The sequence below is a fragment of the Aquipuribacter hungaricus genome (assembly GCF_037860755.1).
Classification (GTDB): Bacteria; Actinomycetota; Actinomycetes; order Actinomycetales; family JBBAYJ01; genus Aquipuribacter; species Aquipuribacter hungaricus.
On the sequence record NZ_JBBEOI010000057.1, the window covers coordinates 1 to 17,049 of the forward strand.

Genomic DNA, 17,049 nt, shown 5'->3' on the forward strand with positions numbered 1-17,049 from the left:
CCCCGACTTCTGGTCCGTGCCCGAGGACCCGACCCGGACCGAGACGCCGGCGCCGGCCGGCCCGTCGGGCTGGTCCCGGTCGCCCGCGAGGCCGACGCGCTGTCCGCAGCCGGCCTGGCCGACGCCGTCGTGCTCGCCGACGCCACCGACCCCGTCGCCACGGCCGCCGCCGTCCGGGGCGCCCTGGGCGGGCGCGGGGCCGACGTCACCGTCGTCTGCGTCGACGTCCCGGGCTGCGAGCACGGCGCCGTGCTGGCCACCGACGACGGCGGGGTCGTCGTGTTCTTCTCCATGGCCACGTCGTTCAGCGCGGCCGCCCTGGGCGCCGAGGGGCTCGCCGCCGACGTCACCATGCTCGTCGGCAACGGCTACACCCCCGGCCACGCCGCCCTCGCGCTGCGCCTGTTCCGGGGCAGCGACGGCGTGCAGGCCCTGTTCGGCGGCCGCCACGGCGCCCCGGGCCCCGCTGCGGCGAGGATGGGCGCATGACGAGCCCGACCGCACCGGCCGACCGGTGACCCGCGTCCTGTACCGCCACGGCGCGGTCTACACGCCTGCCGACCCGTACGCCCAGGCCCTCCTCGTCGACGGCGGCACCGTCGCCTGGGTCGGCGGCGACGAGCGGGCGGCCACCATGGCCACCGACGGCAGCGCCGACGAGGTCGTCGACCTCGCCGGGGCCCTGGTCACCCCCGCGTTCGTCGACGGGCACGTCCACTCCTTCGACACCGGGCTGCTCATGACCGGGGTCGACGTCACCGGCGCCCGCCGGGTGGACGACGTCCTGGACGCCGTCGCCGCGTACGTCGCCGCGCACCCGGGCCGCACCGCGCTCGGCCACGGCTGGGACGAGACGCTGCTCGCCGAGGGCCGCCCGCCGACGGCCGCCGAGCTCGACCGGGCCGCGGGCGGCGCCGAGGTGTACCTGTCCCGGGTCGACGTGCACTCCGCGCTGGTGTCCTCCCCGCTCGCCGCCCGGGCGGGCTGCGCGGACCGCGCCGGCTGGGACGGCACCGCCCGGGTCGAGCGCGACGCCCACCACGTGGCCCGGGCCGCTGCCCGCGACGTCCCCGACGCCGAGCGCGCCGCCGCCCACGAGGCCGCCCTGCGCCGGGCCGCCGAGGTGGGCATCGGCACCGTCCACGAGATGTCCGGGCCGTTCATCGGCGGGCTCGCCGACCTGCCCGTCCTGCTGGACGTCGCCGACCGCGTCGGGGTCCGGGTCCTGCCGTACTGGGGCGAGGCCGCCACCGACGCCGACCACGCCCGCGCCCTGGTCGCCGGGCTCGGCCTGCCCGAGGGGGTCCGGCTGGCCGGGCTCGCAGGTGACCTGTCCGCCGACGGCTCGATCGGCTCGCGCACCGCGGCCTTCCGCGAGCCCTACGCCGACAACGACGCCGACCGCCCGGACCACCGCGGACACGCCTACCTGGACGCCGCGACGATCGCCGCGCACGTCGTCGCCTGCGTCGGGGCGGGCCTGCAGCCGGGCTTCCACGTCATCGGCGACGCCGCGCTCGACACGGTCATCCAGGGCTGCGAGGACGCCGCCCGCACGCTCGGCGGGAGCCGGCTCCGCACGGCGCGGCTGCGGCTGGAGCACGTCGAGACGGCCGACGACGCCCAGGTCGCCGCGCTCGCGGGCCTCGGCGCGGTGCTGAGCATGCAGCCGATGTTCGACGGGCTGTGGGGCGGCGACGCCGGGCTCTACGCGCGCCGGCTGGGCACGCGGCGGCTCAACCGGGTCGGCAGCATCGCCGCGGCCGGCATCCCGCTCGCCTTCGGCTCCGACTCCCCGGTGACCGCGCTCGACCCGTGGGGCGGGGTGTCCGCCGCGGCGTTCCACCACGACGCCGACCAGCGGGTCAGCGTCCGCGCCGCGTTCGCCGCCCACACCCGCGGCGCGCACCGCTGTGCCCGCGACGACGTCCACGTCTCCGAGCAGGCGGGCGTGCTGGTGCCGGGCGCGCCGGCGGACCTCGCCGTCTGGGAGGCGGGCGAGCTCGTCGTCCAGGCACCCGACGACCGGATCCAGGCCTGGAGCACCGACGCCCGCTCCCGCGTCCCGGCCCTGCCGGACCTCAGCCCCGGCGCCCCCCGGCCCCGCGGCATGCGCACCGTCGTGGCCGGCCGCGTCGTCCACGACACGGGCGAGCTGGGCGGGACCACCTCATGACAGGAGCACGACCGTGACCCGCCGCAGACCCGTCCTCGACCTCGACCCCGCCCAGGTGGTCCGGGCCCGCGAGCTCGCCCACGCCGCCTCGGCGCCGGTCGTCGACCTCGCCCGCACCCGCACCACGGTGAGCGTCGAGCGTGCCGTGCTGCGCGCCGCCGGCCTGGAGGGCGCGGACGCCGAGGGCATCCCGTGGGTCAACCACCTCGTCGACGCGGTCCGCCGCCAGGTCGGGCTCGAGCAGGGCGTCGCCGTGCCGGTGTGGGACGCGCTCGCCCGCGCCGAGGCCGGCGACCTCACCGTGCTCGCGCAGAAGGCCGCCGTGGACGGCGTCCGCTTCGCCCTGCCGTCCGGGAGCGCGCGCGAGCACGCCCTCGTCGGCGCCCGTGCCGCGGCGGCCGGGGGGGTGGCCGGCATCGACGCCGCCCGCGCCGAGCGCGAGGCCATGGTCGCCCGGATCGGCGACCCGCCCCAGCGGCCGTGGATCTACCTCATCGTGGCGACCGGTGACATCTACGAGGACATCCCGCAGGCCCAGGCTGCCGCCCGGGCCGGTGCCGACGTCATCGCCGTCATCCGCTCCACCGGGCAGTCGCTGCTGGACTACGTCCCGGAGGGCGCGACCCGCGAGGGGTACGCCGGCACCTACGCCACCGCCGAGAACTTCCGGCTCATGCGGGCCGCGCTGGACGAGGTGTCGGTCGAGGTCGGCCGCTACGTCCGGCTCACCAACTACGCCTCCGGGCTGTGCATGCCGGAGATCGCCACGCTGGCCGGGCTGCGGCGGCTGGACATGATGCTCAACGACTCGATGTACGGGATCCTCTTCCGCGACATCAACCCGGTCCGGACCTTCGTCGACCAGCGGTTCAGCCGCCAGGTCCACGCCCGCGCGGGCATCATCATCAACACCGGCGAGGACAACTACCTCACCACCGCCGACGCGGTCGACGCCGCCCACACCGTCACGGTGTCGCAGCTGCTCAACGAGACGTTCGCCCACGAGGCGGGCCTGCCCGACCGGCTGCTCGGCCTGGGCCACGCCTTCGAGATCGACCCGGCCGTGCCCGAGTCGTTCCGCCTGGAGCTCGCCCACGCCCTGCTCGCGCGGACCCTGTTCCCGGACGCGCCGCTGAAGTGGATGCCGCCCACCCGGCACATGACCGGCGACGTGTTCCAGGGCTACCTGCTCGACGGGTTCTTCAACCTCGTCGGCTCCCTCACCGACCAGGACATCCTGCTCGTCGGGATGATGACCGAGGCCGTCGTCACGCCGTGGCTGTCCGACCGCGACCTCGCCCTGCAGAACGTGCGCTACGTGCAGCGGGCGGCCGGCGGGCTGGCCGAGGACTTCGTCCCCGCGCCCGACGGGCTCATCGCCACCCGTGCCCGGCACGTCCTCGGCGAGGCCGTGGACCTCCTCGAGCGGATCGTCGGCAGCGAGGGCGGCCTGCTCACCGCCATCGAGCACGGCACGTTCGGCGGCATGAAGCGCCCGGCCGACGGCGGCCGCGGCCTGGACGGTGTCGTCGAGCGCGGCGACGACTACGTCAACCCCGTGAGCGAGATCCTCGAGGGAGACCAGCGATGACCACCCCGACCCCCGCCACGACGGGCGCCTCCGGTTCCGCCGGCCTGCCGGACGGCCTGCCGCCGGGGATGCCGGCGCTGGTCCGGCCCTACGGCGACACCACCGGCGACGGCATGGTGCAGCTGTCGTTCACCCTGCCGCTGCCCGCGGGCAAGCGGGCCGAGGGTGCCGCCGCCCAGCTCGCCCGGAAGATGGGGATGGACGCCCCGATGGTCGTCCACGCCAAGCCGATCGGTGACGGGTTCACCTTCTTCGTCGTCTACGGCCCGGTCAGCCACGTCGTCGACGTCGCGGCCGTCGAGGTGGTGGAGCGGGAGTACCCGCTGCTCAGCCCCAAGGAGGCCAACGCCGCGGTCCGCGAGAGCCTGCACCGCAAGCTCGTCGTGGTCGGCGCCTGCATCGGCACCGACGCCCACACCGTCGGCATCGACGCGATCCTCAACGTCAAGGGCTGGGCGGGGGAGAAGGGCCTGGAGTACTACCGCGAGATGAAGGTCGTGAACATGGGCGCCCAGGTGTCGGTGCCCGAGCTCGTCGAGCGGGCCGCCGCCGAGCAGGCCGACGCCGTCCTCGTCAGCCAGGTCGTCACCCAGCGGGACGCCCACGTCCACAACACGACGACCATGTCGGCCGCCTTCCGCGAGGCGTTCCCGGCCGCCCGGCGCCCGCTGCTCGTGGTCGGCGGGCCCCGGTTCGACGAGTCCGCCGCGCCGGCGCTCGGCGTCGACCGGGTGTTCGGCCGGGGGACCACGCCGGGCGAGGTCGCCAGCTACCTCGTCCACGCGGTCGCCTCCCGCAGCGGCGACCCCGCCCCTGCGAGGATCCCGGCGTGACAGCTCCCGAGGTGGGCCTGACGGTCGTCCACCGCCGCTACGTCTCCCACGCCGACGCCCACTACGGCGGCTCCCTCGTCGACGGGGCGTTCTCGCTGGCCCTGTTCGGCGACGTCGCCACCGAGCTGTGCATCCGCACCGACGGCGACGAGGGCCTGTTCGCCGGGTACTCCGACGTCGCCTTCCACGACGCCGTCCGCGCCGGCGACGTGCTCGAGGTGTCCGCCGAGCTCGTCCGGGTCGGCCGGCGCAGCCGCGAGGTCGCGTTCGAGGCGCGCGTGGTCTGCCGCGCCGAGCCGGAGCGGTCCGCCTCGGCCAGCCGGGTGCTCGACGAGCCGCTGCTCGCCACCGCCGCCCGCGGCACCGTCGTCGTCCCGTCCCAGGAGGGTCCGGCGTGAGCACCGGCACGAGCAGCACCGGCGGCACCCGGAACGCCGGCACGACCACCGTGCTGTGGGCCACGTGCGCCGAGGTGCCCGACGGCGACACCGACGACCACCTCGCCCTGCCCGCGCTCGCCGAGGTGGGCGTCGAGGTCCGCTACCAGGTGTGGGACGACCCCGCCGCGGACTGGTCGCTGCCGACCGTGGTCCGCAGCACGTGGGACTACACCGGGCGCCGCGAGGAGTTCCTCGCCTGGGCGGGACGGGTGCCGCTGCTGCTCAACCCGGCCGAGGTGCTGGCATGGAACACCGACAAGACGTACCTGGAGGAGCTCGCCCGCGACGGCGTGCCCGTGGTGCCGACCACCGTGCTCCGGCCCGGCGACGACGCCGCGGCCGCGGTCGGTGCCGCGCTGGCCGTCGCCGCCGAGGTCGTCGTCAAGCCGACCGTGTCCGCGGGGTCCAAGGACACCCGTCGGCACTCCCGCGCCGACGCCGCGGCCGCGCACGCCGCCCAGCTGCTCGGCGACGGGCGGCCCGTGCTGCTGCAGCCCTACCTCGAGGGCGTCGACACCGTCGGCGAGACGGGCATGGTCGTCGTCGACGGGGTCGTCTCCCACGCCTTCCGCAAGGGCCAGATCCTCTCCTCCGACGCCCCCGCCACCGAGGGGCTGTACGCCGTGGAGGACATCACCGCGACGACGGCCACCGGCGAGCAGCTCGCCCTCGCCCGCGACGTCACCGCCTGGCTGGCCCGGCGCTTCCCCGGTCATGCCCCGCTGCTCTACGCCCGGGTGGACACCGTCCCCGGTCCCGACGGCCACCCGCTGCTGCTCGAGCTGGAGCTCACCGAGCCGTCGCTGTGGCTCGTCGCCGACCCCGGGGCCGGCAGCGCGTTCGCGGATGCCCTGCGCCGGCGGCTCGACCTGGCCGGGCCGACCGAGGGCACCGACCCCGCCCTGCCCGCCGAGGAGTGACCGGCCCGGTCCGGCCCGCTGCGTACCCTGTGGCGGTGACGACCGTCGCGCCGCCGTCGGCGCCCGACATGCCTGACGCGGAGCGCGGGGCCGCCGGCCCCGGCCGCCCCACCGTGCCGTGGACCGTCGCGGTGCCCCTGGCGGTCGTCGCCGGCGTGGCCCTCGACGCGGCGTTCCCGTCGGTCGGCGCGTGGGGCCTGGCGTTCCCGGCCGTCGCCGCGGCGCTCCTGCTGGCACGGGGGAGGAGCCTCGGCCGGTCGTACGGCACGGGCGTCCTGTTCGGGCTCGGCTTCATGGCGCCGCAGCTGCAGTGGTCGGGCGTCTACGTCGGTGCCCTGCCGTGGCTGGCGCTGGCGACGCTCGAGGCGCTGCTCGTCGCCCTGGCGCTGCCGGGCTGGACGCTGGCGTGGCGGCTGGCCGCGCGCGCGCCGTGGACCCTGCCGGTGACGGCGGGCGCGGTCTGGGTGGCCGCCGAGGCGCTGCGCGCCCGGGTGCCGTTCGGCGGCTTCGGCTGGGGCCGGCTGGGCTTCTCCCAGGCCGACAGCCCGCTGCGCTGGCTCGCCTCGGTCGGCGGGGTGCCCCTGGTCTCCTTCGGCGTCGTCGCGCTCACGGCCACCGTGGTCCTGGCCGCCGTCGTCCTGCTCGGCGCACGGCGCGACCGGGCCGCCGCGACCGCCACCGCCGCCGTCACCGCGCCTCCGTCCCGGCGGCGGGGCGCGGTCCTGCGCGCCCTGGCCGCGCCGGTCGCCCTCGTCCTGCTGCTCGGCCTGGTCGTCGGATACGCCGCGGTCCGGGTCGACCGGACGATCGACCCCTCGCGCGACGGGACCGCCCGGGTCGCCGCCGTGCAGGGCGACGTCCCGCGCGCCGGCCTGGACTTCAACGCCCAGCGCCGTGCCGTCCTGGACAACCACGTCCGGGGCACCCTCGAGCTGGCCGACCGCATCGAGGCGGGCGAGGAGGAGCCGGTCGACCTCGTGCTGTGGCCCGAGAACGCCAGCGACATCGACCCGCTGCTCAACGCCGACGCCGCCGACCTCATCGGCTCCGCCACCGACGCGGTGGGGGCGCCCGTGCTGCTGGGCGCGGTGCTCCAGGGGCCGGGGGAGAACATCACCAACGCCATGCTGCTGTGGGACCCGGGCACCGGATACCGCGGCCGCACGGACTCCCCGGCGACGAACGGCTACTACGCCAAGCAGGCGCTCGCCCCGTTCGGGGAGTTCATCCCCTACCGGTCGTTCTTCCGGTTCTTCTCCCCGCTCGTGGACCGGGTGACCGACTTCGCGCCCGGCGACCGCGCGGCGGTGCTCGCCATGGGACCCGCCACCGTCGGGCCGGCGATCTGCTTCGAGGTGCTCGACGACGAGACCGTGCGCGCGCAGGTGCTGGCCGGCGCGGACCTGCTCGTCGTCCCCACCAACAACGCCACCTTCGGGTTCACCGACGAGAACGTCCAGCAGCTGGCGATGTCCCGGCTCCGCGCGGTCGAGCACGGCCGCGACCTGGTCCACATCAGCAACGTCGGCACGAGCACCGTGGTGCGGGCCGACGGCACGACGGGGCGCCGTACCGCGCTGTTCGAGCCCGACGTGCTCGTGGAGGAGGTCCGGCTGCGCAGCGGCAGCACCCTGGCCACGCTGTGGGGCCCGGCTCCGGAGCTGGCGCTCGTCGCCGTCGCCCTGCTCCTCGTGCTCGGCCACGGCGTCGTGACGGCGCGGGCGCAGGGGCCGCGCCGGTGAGCGCGCGCACCGTCGTCTGCGTCCCCACCTACGACGAGATCGAGTCGCTCCCGCCCCTGCTCGACCGGCTGTTCGCGGCGCGCCCGGACGTCGACGTCCTTGTCGTCGACGACGGCAGCCCCGACGGGACCGGCCGGTGGGCCGACGAGCGCGCCGCGGCCGAGCCCCGGCTGCACGTGCTGCACCGCAGCGGCAAGCAGGGCCTGGGGGCGGCGTACCTGGCCGGCTTCGCCTGGGCGCTCGGGCGCGGCTACGACGTGGTGTGCGAGATGGACGCCGACGGCTCGCACGCCCCCGAGCAGCTCGGCGGGCTGCTCGCCGCGGTGGCGGGCGGCGCCGACCTGGCCATCGGCTCTCGCTGGGTGCCCGGCGGCGAGGTGCGCAACTGGCCGTGGACCCGCCGGGTGCTCAGCCGCGGCGGCAACACCTACACCCGCCTCGTGCTGGGGATCGGCGTGCGGGACGCCACCGCCGGCTTCCGGGCGTTCTCCGCGCACGCCCTGCGGACCCTGCCGCTGGCCGACGTCGCCTCGGCCGGCTACTGCTTCCAGGTCGACCTGGCCTGGCGCGCCTCCCGCTGCGGGCTGCGCGTCGTCGAGGTGCCCATCACGTTCGTCGAGCGCGAGGCCGGGGCGTCCAAGATGTCCGGCGGCATCGTCCGCGAGGCGCTGTGGCGGGTCACGGTGTGGGGCGTGCGGCACCGGCTCCAGCAGGTGCGCGCCCTGCTCCCGGCCGGCCGCGGGGCCCCCGTGCGCGGCTGAGCCCTGCGCGTCACGTGCTCGCGCAGGGCCCAGGTGTGCAGGGGACCGGCCCCGCAGGGGGGCCGGTCAGGTCAGGCGGACCGGGGCAGCTTGCCGTCGCGGAGCAGCGACAGCCGCTCCTCGAGCAGCACCTCGAGCTCGGCGATGGTGCGCCGCTCGAGGAGCATGTCCCAGTGCGTCCGCTGGGGCCGCGTGGGCTTGGGCTCGGGGCGCGACGCGTCCCGCAGCAGGGCCTCGGCCCCGCACCGGCACTCCCACAGCGCCGGGACCTCGGCCTCGACCGAGAAGGGCACGACCACGGTGTGGCCGTTGGGACAGATGTACGTCGCGGGGCGGCGGGGGGCCGCCTCCACCCCGGTGTCGGACTCCATGCTGACGCCCCCGAGCCGAGAACCACGCAGGCTGCTTCGCTCAGCCATCTCACACCTCCGTCTGGCAGCGGCGCGCTCCCGGACGGGTGCGCCACCACTGCTACGTCACCAGAACGCCTCCCGGATGCACGGTGTTCCGGTATGTCCCCCTGCGGCGGCGGTGCTGCTGGTCACAGGCGGGACGGGAATGGTATGGACGGCGCTGCCTAGACGACCTCGGGGACCTCGTTGCCGGCGTCGGTGATGCCCTTGCGGACGTCGACGCGCAGCAGCAGCAGCCCGCCGAGGACGAAGAACGCGACGACCGCGAGGATGCTCAGCCGGAACGAGCCGGTCACCTGCTGGACGATGCCGAAGGTCAGCGTGCCGAACCACGACGTCCCGCGCTCGGCCGCCTGGTAGAGGCTGAAGTACTCGGCCTGCTTGCCGTAGGGGACGAGCTGGCTGTACAGGGACCGGCTCAGCGCCTGCGTCCCGCCGAGCACCAGCCCGATGCCGGCGCCGAGCGCGACGAACGGGACCAGCTGCCCGGCGGGCAGGAGGTAGGCGGCGCCGACCACGGCGGTCCACACGACGAGGCTCAGCAGGATCGCCCGCTTGGCCCCGGTCGTCCGGGCCAGCCGGCCGAAGAGCAGCGCGCCGACGAAGGCGACGGCCTGCACGACGACGATGACGAGGATGAGCTGCTCGGTGGCGAACCCCAGCTCGACCGAGCCGTAGATGCTCGACACCGCGATGACGGTCTGCACGCCGTCGTTGAACAGCACGTACGCCCCGAGGAACAGCAGGGTCTGCGGGTACCGCCGGGCCTCCCTGGCGGTGTCGGCGAGCTGCCGGACGGTCCCGCCGACGAGGCCCGCGACCCCCGCCTGGCGGCCGCCGACGACGTCGACCGCGGGCCGGTCCCTGAGCCCGAGGAACGGCACGAGCGTGAAGCCGGCCCACCAGAGCCCCGCCGAGGCGAGGCTGACCCGCACGGCCTGGCCGTCGCTGAGCCCGAGCGACCCGGCCCCCAGGACGACGCCGAGGTTGACGACGAGCAGCAGGAACCCGCCGAGGTAGCCCAGGGCCCAGCCGCGGCTGGACACCCGGTCGCGCTCGTCCGGCGCGGCGACGTCGACGAGGATGGCGTCGTACACCGTGAGGGAGGCCGCCAGGCAGGCGTTGCCCACCACGAGCAGCGCCGCCCCGGCCGCCCAGGCGCTGCCGCTGACCAGGACCAGGCACGTCGCGGCGGCGGCGCCCGCCCAGGCGAACCCGGCCATGAGCACCCGCTTGCGCCCCGACCGGTCGGCGACGGCGCCGACGAGGGGCAGCAGGAGCGCGATGAGGACCGTGGAGATGCTGATGAGGAACGCGACGAGGCTGTCGGGCGAGACGTCGACGAGGCCCAGCAGCGCCACGGTCCCGCCGCACCGCGCTCCCTCGGCGAGGTCGGGGCACGCGGCCTCGGTCGCCAGCGCCGTGAGGTAGGGACCGACGAGGACGGTGCCGACGGTGGTGACGAAGGCCGAGTTCGCCCAGTCGTAGACGTACCAGGACCGCTGCTCGCGGCGGCGGGCCGCGGGGTCGGCGAGCGGGCCCGGGGGGACGGTGCGGTGCTGCGCGACGGCCACGGCCGGTCATCCTGCCCGTCGGGAGAGCACCTGGGAGAGCAGGTCCGCGCGGTCGCTCATCAGGCCGTCGACGCCGAGGTCGAGCAGCCGGTCCATGTCCCCGGCGTCGTCGACGGTCCACACGTGCACCTGCAGCCCGACGTCGTGCGCGAGCCGCAGCAGGCGGGGCGTGACGACCCGGAGCCGGCCCGCGTGCTCGGGGACCTGCAGGGCGTCCGCGCCCCCGGCCGCGCGCACGAGCAGGCTGCGGCCCAGCGGGGCGGACAGCCGCTCCAGCGCCGCCGCCAGGCGTGCACCCGCGCTGGCGGCCATGCCGGCGGAGCGGGCGACGCCGGGAGCGAGCAGCTGCACCGCCCGCGACCGGCGGCCGTCGAACGAGGCGACGACGGTGCGGTCCTCGGCGCCGGCCCGGCGGACCGCGTCGGCGAGGGCGCGGACGGCGCGGGCGTCCTTGACGTCGATGTTGAGGACCGCGCCGGGGAAGGCCTCGAGCACGGCCTCGACCCGCGGGACCGGGTGCAGCCCGGCCACCCGCACGCCTGCGAGCTCGGCCCACGTCATCGCCTGCACGGGCACGGCGCGCCCGGTGGTGCGGGCGAGGTCGGGGTCGTGCAGGACCACGGCGACGCCGTCCGCGGTGGCCTGGACGTCGGTCTCCAGGTGGGTGAGGCCCAGCTCCAGGGCCGCGGCGAACGCCTCGAGGGTGTTCTCCCAGACGTGGCGGTGCGGGGCGGCCTCCGCCGGCTTCCCGTCCGGCGTCCCGTCCGGCGTCCGGTCGGGCGGCCCGTCCGGCTCGGACCCGCCGGCGGACAGCGGCGTCCAGCCGCGGTGGGCGAAGCCGAGCGGCGTGCCGCGCAGCGCGGGGTGCGGCGGGCGGCTGCCCGTGGGGCTGGTCACGGGGCGACCTCCGGGACGGCGGGGACGGCGGGCTCGGGGTCCGACGCCGCGACCGCGGCGCGGAAGGCGGCGACGTAGCCGGCGTAGCCCTGGTCGGAGGGGTGGAAGAAGTCGCCGGCGTAGTCGGCGATGCCCGGCCCGGCCGTGGCCGCCTCGAGCGCCACAGGGACCAGGTCCGGGCGTGCGGCAACCTCCTCGCGCACCACCCGCGACAGCGCGGCCGCCCGGGCCCGGTCCTCGCCGCCGCCGAAGTCCGGCAGGTCGGCGACCAGGCTGCCGGGGGGCAGCGCGTCCAGCACGGGGGAGAGCTCGGCCCGGAACTGCTCCGACTGCAGGTCCCCGACGTCGTTGGCGCCCACGGCCAGGGTCACCAGGCCGAGCGGCGTGCCCTCCGCGGCGAGCTCGCCGAGCAGCCGGCGGAAGGCGGGCAGCTGGTCCTCGGCGAGCTCGGCGGTGGTCGCCCCGGTCACGGACAGGTTGACGACGCGGACCGTCCCGCCGGTCCGGTCCTCGAGGTCCTCGGCGAGCACGGCGACGAACGACGTCTCCGGCCGCGAGCTGCCGATGCCCTGGGACAGCGAGTCGCCGAGCGCGACCTGCACCACGGCGCCGGGCTCCCGCGCCCGGTCCTGCCAGTACTCCGCACGGGGCCCGATGGTCGCCACGACGAGCAGGCCCCGCACCACGAGGACGGCCACGGCCAGCAGGACGGCGACCAGCACGGCGACGACCGCCGCCACGGGGGGCCGCCGCCACCACGGCCCCGCAGCGCTCATGCGCGACAGGGTAGGTCCCGCGCGACGGCCCGGCGGGTCTGTCGTAGCGTCCTGCCGTGCCCGAGCCGACGCAGCCGACCGACATGCCCGACATGACCTACCGCCACCTCGGCGACTCCGGACTCGTGGTGTCCACGGTGGGCCTGGGCGGGAACACCTTCGGCGCCCGGATCGACGCCGCGACCACCCGGTCGGTGGTCGCCGCGGCCCTCGACGCCGGGGTCACCCTGGTGGACTGCGCCGAGCTGTACGGCGCCGAGCCGGGGCAGAGCGAGACGCTGCTCGGGGAGGCGCTGCGCGGCCGCCGCGACGAGGTGGTGCTCGCGACCAAGTTCGGCCACCCGGCGGGCCGCCCCGGCGCGCCCGCGTGGGAGGCGCACGGGTCGCGCTCGTCGGTCCGGCGCTCGCTCGAGGGGTCGCTGCGCCGGCTCGGGACCGACCACGTCGACCTCTACCAGATGCACACCCCGGACCCCTCGACGCCGGTGGAGGAGACCCTCACCGTGCTCGACGACCTGGTCCGCGAGGGCAAGGTCCGCTACACCGGCTCGTCGAACTTCGCCGCCTGGCAGGTGGTGGACGCCGACCGGGCCGCCGAGGCGCTGGGCACCGAGCGGTTCGTCTCCGCCCAGAACGGCTACAACCTGCTGGACCGGCGGGTCGAGGACGAGCTGGTGCCCGCCTGCGAGCACGTCGGGGTCGGGCTGCTGCCGTACTACCCGCTCGCCTCGGGCCTGCTGTCCGGCAAGTACCGCCGCGGCGAGCAGGCGCCCGAGGGCTCGCGCCTGGCCGACCCCCGGATGGCCGCCCGCCTGGCCGCCGCGGACTTCGGCACGATCGAGGCCCTGGAGGCGTTCGCCGCCGCCCGCGGGCTGGACCTGCTCACCGTCGCCCTCGGGGGGCTCGCCGCCCAGCCCGCGGTCGGCAGCGTCATCGCCGGTGCGACGTCTCCGGAGCAGGTGCTCGCCAACGTCCGTGCCGGGCTGTGGGAGCCGACGCTGGAGGACCTCGCCGAGCTGGAGGAGATCAGCGGCAGGGCCTGACCGTGACGGCTCGGTCCGGGGAGGCGGAGGGTGCGGCAGGGGCCGTGCCCCCCGGGCCGCTGCTGGGGCGGGCGGAGGCCTGGTCGGTGCTCGCCCGCGCGCTGCTGTCCGGCGGGCGGCGCGACCGGGCCCTGGTCGCGGCCCGCACGGCGCTCGCGCTCCTGGACCGGGCCGACGCCGGCGACGACCTGCTCGATGCCGCCCGCGCCCTCGTCGAGGCGTCGACCGGGCCCGACGTGGTCCCGCTGCACGTCGACATGGCGGGCGGCGGGGGAGGGCCCGACCCGGGCTCAGGCGAGGCGCGCGCGGTGTGGCTGGGGGCGGGCGACCCGGTCCTGGCGATGATGGGCTGGGTGGAGCGCGACGGTGCGCTCGAGGTCGTCCGCGTGGTGGCCCCCGGGACACGGCGCGGTCGCCGCGCCTTCGCCGCCCTGGTGGCCGCGCTGCCGGAGCAGGTGCCCGTGGAGGTGGTGCTGCCCGCCCGCGACCCCGCGCTGCTCCGCGCGTGCCGCCGGGCGGGCTTCGAGGCCGTCGAGGGCTCGGTCAGTGCTCGTGGCCACGTCGGGGGGAGCCTCCGGGTGCGTCGCGGCGGTGGTGCGACGTGAGCCCGTGCGGGTCCCCGTGCTCCTCGCCGAGCGTGGGGCCGACGTGCACCGTGACGTCGTCGAGGCCCTTGACCGCGTGCAGCAGCTCGTGGCGGGCCGCCTCGGAGATGTCGTGCGCGGCCCGGACGTCCAGGTCGGGGTCGACGGTGACGTCGGCCTCCGCGCGGACGCGGTGACCGGTCCAGCGCATCCGCACGCCCTCGACGTGCTCCACGCCGGGCACCGCCGCGAGCACCTGCTCGGCGTGGTCGACCATCGCCGGGTCGACGGCGTCGAGCAGCCGGCGCAGCACGTCGCGGGCGGCCCCGACGAGGATGACGAGGATCGCCACGGTGATGGCCAGCCCGACCAGCGGGTCGGCCAGCGGGAAGCCGAGCGAGACCCCGACGGCGCTCGCGACGACGCCGAGGCTGGTGAACCCGTCGGTGCGGGCGTGGTTGCCGTCGGCGACGAGCGCGGCCGAGCCGATGCGCCGGCCCACCCGGATCCGGTAGACGGCCACGGCCTCGTTGCCGACGAACCCGATGACCCCGGCGAGCGCCACGAGCAGGACGTTGTCGTAGCCGCGGGGGTCGGCGAAGGCGCGGACGGACTCGAACCCGACGACGACCGCCGAGGCGAGGATGAACAGGACGATGACGATGCCGGCGAGGTCCTCCACCCGGCCCAGCCCGTAGGTGAACCGCCGGCTCGGCGGGCGCCGCAGCAGGACGAACGCGATCCACAGCGGGATCGACGTGAACGCGTCGGAGACGTTGTGGATGGTGTCGGCGAGCAGGGCGACGCTGCCGCTCACCAGGAAGACGACGACCTGCAGCACCGCCGTCACCGCGAGCAGCAGCAGGCTGATCTTCGTGGCCCGGATGCCCGCCGCGGACGTGACGAGGGCGTCGTCCACGGAGTCGGCGTGGTCGTGGCTGTGCGGCCGCACCGCGTGGACCAGGCCGGCCCAGGCGCGGGCGAGCGGGCCGCCGGGGGCGTGGTCGTGACCGTGGTCGTCGCTGCCCGCGGGGCCGTGGTCGTGGCCGTGGTCGTCGGTGCCCACGGGCCCGTGCTCCGGGCGGTCGCCGTGCGGGTGGTCGTCGGTGCTCATGCGGGCTCCTCGGCGTGCTCGGCGTGGGACAGGGCGTCGACGACGAGGTGCCCCACGTGGTCGGTGCGCAACCGGTACCAGACGGTCGTCCCCTCGCGGCGCGTGCGCACCAGCCGCGCCAGGCGGAGCTTGGCCAGGTGCTGCGACACGGCGGGCGCGGGCCGCTCCACCAGCGAGGCCAGCTCGTTGACCGAGCGCTCGCCGTCGCGCAGGAACCACACCAGCGACAACCGGGTCGGGTCCGCGAGCAGCCGGAAGACCGTCGCGGCGGCACCGGCCCGGTCCTCGTCGAGGAGCGCACCGTGGTCGTGCCCGCCGGTCGGGCGAGGCTGCGTGTCTGCGTGCACACGCAGACTGTGCCATGCGCGGGGTCGGGCGACCAGCCCCGGTGGTGCCGCCGGCGGCGCGGCGCCAGGCTGACCGGGTGACCTCCTCCGACAGCACCGGCCCCTCCGTCACCCCGGACGACGGGGGAGGTGCCCGCCGGCCGGGCGGCCAGGTGCTGCTGCAGGGCGGGGGCGAGATGCGCGAGGGCACCCGGGCCATGGACGCCGCCTTCCTCGCCGAGGCCCCTCCCGGGCCGGTCGTCGTGCTCCTCGGGGCGGCGACCCCCGGCAGCGACCACGCCCGGGCATCGGCGCGGGCGCTGCGCTACCACGAGGCCCTGGTCGGCGATCGCGGGCTGGTCGTGGCCCCGCACCCCGAGGACGACCTCGCCGGCTGCGTCGGGCTGGTCGCGGGGGCGGCGGTCGTGGTGCTCCCGGGCGGCTCCCCGGTCCGCCTGCTCGACGGGCTGCGCGCGGACGGCGGACGCCTGGGCGCGGCGCTGGTGGCCCGGCACGCCGCCGGGGCGTCGCTGTCCGGGTCGTCGGCGGGGGCCATGGTGCTCTGCGCCCGGGCTGCGCAGCCGGACCGCAGCGGACCCTCCGGCCTCGTCGTCCACGACGGGCTCGGCCTGGTCCCCGGGCTCGCCGTGGTCCACGACGACGGCAGCGGCGACGGTCGCTGGCGGGACCCGGCCGACCCGGACGGTCCTCGCTGGGGGCTCCCCGAGCAGGGCGGCGTGCTGGTCGCCGACGGTCTCGTCCGCGCCGTCGGCCGCGGCCCGGCGAGGCTGCTGCGGCGGGGGAGCAGCACCGTGCTCGGCGGCGACCCGGTGCCGCTGGACGACCTGCTCGCCGGCTGACGCGGCCCTCGGGTCCGGGGTCCTCCCCGGCCGGCACCGTCGGGGGTGCTGACGGGGTTCTGTCGGGGCCCGGGCCTAGCGTCCCGCCATGACGGACAGCAGGCCCTGGGAACCACCGCTCGCCGGCACCGACGCCGAGCAGCTCGTCGGCAGCCTCGAGCGGCTCCGCACCACGTTCCGGTGGAAGGCCGACGGGCTCGACCGTGACGGGCTGACCGTGCGCGTGGGCGCCTCGACGCTCACCCTGGGCGGCCTGCTCAAGCACCTCGCGGCCGTGGAGGACGAGGTCTTCACCTGGCGGCTGGCCGGGCGGCCGCCGGTCGACGACTGGCCCCACGACGACCCGGGCTGGCCCTTCCGCACCGCGGCGGACGACGAGCCGGACGCGCTGTACCGGCGCTGGGACGCCGCGGTCGCCCGGTCGCGCGACCGCCTGGCCGAGGCCCTCGGCGCCGGGGACCTCGACCAGCCCGTCCACATGGCCGACGGCGACGACCACGCCAGCCTGCGGCGCCTGCTGTGCGACCTGCTCGAGGAGTACGGCCGCCACACCGGTCACGCCGACCTGCTGCGCGAGGCCGTCGACGGCCGGGTCGGGGAGGACCCGCCGGACGGGTGGTCCCCGGTGTCCGGCTGAGCGGCCCGCCCCTCAGGCGTCGGCGGCGGCCCGCAGCATGATGGCGACCGCGGCGGCGCCGGGGTCCTGGACGCGCAGGTGCTCGCTGGGCACGTAGGCCGAGCGGCCGGCGCGGGCGGTCGTCATGCCGGCCGTCTCTTCCGCGCCCGCCTCGGCGGCGTCGGCGGCCGCCGCCAGGCTGCCGCCGTCCCGCAGCAGGTCCGTCGCGGGGACCAGCGCGTCGAGCAGCGTCCGGTCGCCGGGCTCGGCGCCGCCGGTCCGCCGCACCGCGTCGGTGCCGTCGGCGAGCGCCTGCCCCAGCGTCGCCCCGGCGTCGGCCGAGGTCCCCGCCGCGGCGAAGAACACCGAGCCGAGCACGCCGC

18 protein-coding genes and 1 pseudogene are annotated in these 17,049 nt (G+C 76.9%); 12 read left to right on the top strand and 7 right to left on the bottom strand.

The annotated features are described in order from the left end of the window. The 8 genes and pseudogenes from WCS02_RS08560 to WCS02_RS08595 all read left to right on the top strand — a co-directional run. A pseudogene (locus WCS02_RS08560) lies at window positions 1-489 on the top strand (hypothetical protein); the annotation flags it as partial. Between the two features lie 25 nt (window positions 490-514). Next, window positions 515-2,176, top strand: coding sequence for an amidohydrolase (locus tag WCS02_RS08565; protein WP_340292010.1), 1,662 nt, complete (start codon window positions 515-517; stop codon window positions 2,174-2,176). A gap of 13 nt (window positions 2,177-2,189) precedes the next feature. Then, window positions 2,190-3,767 carry a lysine 5,6-aminomutase subunit alpha gene (gene kamD, locus WCS02_RS08570; RefSeq protein ID WP_340292012.1) on the top strand — a complete coding sequence of 526 codons (1,578 nt, stop codon included), beginning with the start codon at window positions 2,190-2,192 and terminating at the stop codon, window positions 3,765-3,767. Then, window positions 3,764-4,600 carry a lysine 5,6-aminomutase subunit beta gene (gene kamE / locus WCS02_RS08575; RefSeq protein WP_340292014.1) on the top strand — a complete coding sequence of 279 codons (837 nt, stop codon included), beginning with the start codon at window positions 3,764-3,766 and terminating at the stop codon, window positions 4,598-4,600. The genes kamD and kamE overlap by 4 nt, the downstream gene beginning before the upstream one ends. Next, entirely contained in the window at window positions 4,597-4,998 is a 402-nt protein-coding gene (kal, locus tag WCS02_RS08580) for a 3-aminobutyryl-CoA ammonia lyase (RefSeq protein WP_340292016.1), read from the top strand. Before kamE ends, kal begins: the two co-directional genes overlap by 4 nt. Continuing rightward, window positions 4,995-5,960, top strand: coding sequence for an ATP-grasp domain-containing protein (locus tag WCS02_RS08585; RefSeq protein WP_340292019.1), 966 nt, complete (start codon window positions 4,995-4,997; stop codon window positions 5,958-5,960). The genes kal and WCS02_RS08585 overlap by 4 nt, the downstream gene beginning before the upstream one ends. A 35-nt stretch (window positions 5,961-5,995) precedes the next feature. Further along, complete coding sequence (lnt, locus tag WCS02_RS08590; RefSeq protein WP_340292021.1) at window positions 5,996-7,702, top strand: apolipoprotein N-acyltransferase; 1,707 nt, start codon at window positions 5,996-5,998, stop codon at window positions 7,700-7,702. Then, the gene (locus tag WCS02_RS08595; RefSeq protein WP_340292023.1) at window positions 7,699-8,463 is read left to right on the top strand and encodes a polyprenol monophosphomannose synthase; all 765 of its coding nucleotides are present in this window, start codon (window positions 7,699-7,701) and stop codon (window positions 8,461-8,463) included. The genes lnt and WCS02_RS08595 overlap by 4 nt, the downstream gene beginning before the upstream one ends. Before the next feature lie 71 nt (window positions 8,464-8,534). On the opposite strand, the gene WCS02_RS08600 is transcribed toward WCS02_RS08595, so the two are convergent. From WCS02_RS08600 to WCS02_RS08615, 4 genes are all read right to left on the bottom strand, one after another. After that, entirely contained in the window at window positions 8,535-8,882 is a 348-nt protein-coding gene (locus tag WCS02_RS08600; protein WP_340292025.1) for an RNA polymerase-binding protein RbpA, read from the bottom strand. Between the two features lie 158 nt (window positions 8,883-9,040). Continuing rightward, window positions 9,041-10,450 (bottom strand): MFS transporter, encoded by a 1,410-nt coding sequence (locus tag WCS02_RS08605; protein WP_340292027.1) that lies wholly within the window; start codon window positions 10,448-10,450, stop codon window positions 9,041-9,043. A gap of 6 nt (window positions 10,451-10,456) precedes the next feature. Beyond that, window positions 10,457-11,347 carry a glycerophosphodiester phosphodiesterase family protein gene (locus WCS02_RS08610; protein WP_340292030.1) on the bottom strand — a complete coding sequence of 297 codons (891 nt, stop codon included), beginning with the start codon at window positions 11,345-11,347 and terminating at the stop codon, window positions 10,457-10,459. Continuing rightward, complete coding sequence (locus tag WCS02_RS08615) at window positions 11,344-12,123, bottom strand: SGNH/GDSL hydrolase family protein (RefSeq protein ID WP_340292032.1); 780 nt, start codon at window positions 12,121-12,123, stop codon at window positions 11,344-11,346. Before WCS02_RS08615 ends, WCS02_RS08610 begins: the two co-directional genes overlap by 4 nt. A gap of 92 nt (window positions 12,124-12,215) precedes the next feature. On the opposite strand from WCS02_RS08615, the gene WCS02_RS08620 reads away from it, so the two are divergent. Both WCS02_RS08620 and WCS02_RS08625 read left to right on the top strand, forming a co-directional pair. Further along, window positions 12,216-13,166: an aldo/keto reductase gene (locus WCS02_RS08620; RefSeq protein ID WP_340292047.1), complete on the top strand. Its 951-nt coding sequence runs from the start codon at window positions 12,216-12,218 to the stop codon at window positions 13,164-13,166. Between the two features lie 44 nt (window positions 13,167-13,210). Next, window positions 13,211-13,771 (top strand): hypothetical protein, encoded by a 561-nt coding sequence (locus tag WCS02_RS08625; protein ID WP_340292035.1) that lies wholly within the window; start codon window positions 13,211-13,213, stop codon window positions 13,769-13,771. Here the strand turns inward: WCS02_RS08625 and WCS02_RS08630 are convergent. Both WCS02_RS08630 and WCS02_RS08635 read right to left on the bottom strand, forming a co-directional pair. Further along, a complete protein-coding gene (locus WCS02_RS08630) occupies window positions 13,710-14,864 on the bottom strand; it encodes a cation diffusion facilitator family transporter (RefSeq protein ID WP_340292037.1) in 1,155 nt (384 codons plus the stop codon). The genes WCS02_RS08625 and WCS02_RS08630 overlap by 62 nt on opposite strands. Beyond that, window positions 14,861-15,211 (bottom strand): ArsR/SmtB family transcription factor, encoded by a 351-nt coding sequence (locus WCS02_RS08635; RefSeq protein WP_340292039.1) that lies wholly within the window; start codon window positions 15,209-15,211, stop codon window positions 14,861-14,863. The genes WCS02_RS08630 and WCS02_RS08635 overlap by 4 nt, the downstream gene beginning before the upstream one ends. A gap of 77 nt (window positions 15,212-15,288) precedes the next feature. Between WCS02_RS08635 and WCS02_RS08640 the strand changes: the two genes are divergently transcribed. Together WCS02_RS08640 and WCS02_RS08645 are read left to right on the top strand one after the other, a co-directional pair. Next, a complete protein-coding gene (locus WCS02_RS08640; RefSeq protein WP_340292041.1) occupies window positions 15,289-16,050 on the top strand; it encodes a Type 1 glutamine amidotransferase-like domain-containing protein in 762 nt (253 codons plus the stop codon). A gap of 88 nt (window positions 16,051-16,138) precedes the next feature. Further along, window positions 16,139-16,687, top strand: a complete 549-nt coding sequence (locus tag WCS02_RS08645; protein WP_340292043.1) for a mycothiol transferase — start codon at window positions 16,139-16,141, stop codon at window positions 16,685-16,687. 12 nt (window positions 16,688-16,699) lie between these two features. On the opposite strand, the gene WCS02_RS08650 is transcribed toward WCS02_RS08645, so the two are convergent. After that, window positions 16,700-17,049: DAK2 domain-containing protein (locus WCS02_RS08650; protein ID WP_340292045.1), on the bottom strand; the 350-nt coding region annotated here is incomplete at its 5' end.

Bases quoted from the DNA above. Each gene is read 5' to 3' on its own strand.
- WCS02_RS08620 (WP_340292047.1), top strand. From the start codon at position 12,216: ATGACCTACCGCCACCTCGGCGACTCCGGACTCGTGGTGTCCACGGTG.
- WCS02_RS08630 (WP_340292037.1), bottom strand. From the start codon at position 14,864: ATGAGCACCGACGACCACCCGCACGGCGACCGCCCGGAGCACGGGCCC.
- kamE (WP_340292014.1), top strand. From the start codon at position 3,764: ATGACCACCCCGACCCCCGCCACGACGGGCGCCTCCGGTTCCGCCGGC.
- WCS02_RS08600 (WP_340292025.1), bottom strand. From the start codon at position 8,882: ATGGCTGAGCGAAGCAGCCTGCGTGGTTCTCGGCTCGGGGGCGTCAGC.
- WCS02_RS08645 (WP_340292043.1), top strand. From the start codon at position 16,139: ATGACGGACAGCAGGCCCTGGGAACCACCGCTCGCCGGCACCGACGCC.
- WCS02_RS08615 (WP_340292032.1), bottom strand. From the start codon at position 12,123: ATGAGCGCTGCGGGGCCGTGGTGGCGGCGGCCCCCCGTGGCGGCGGTC.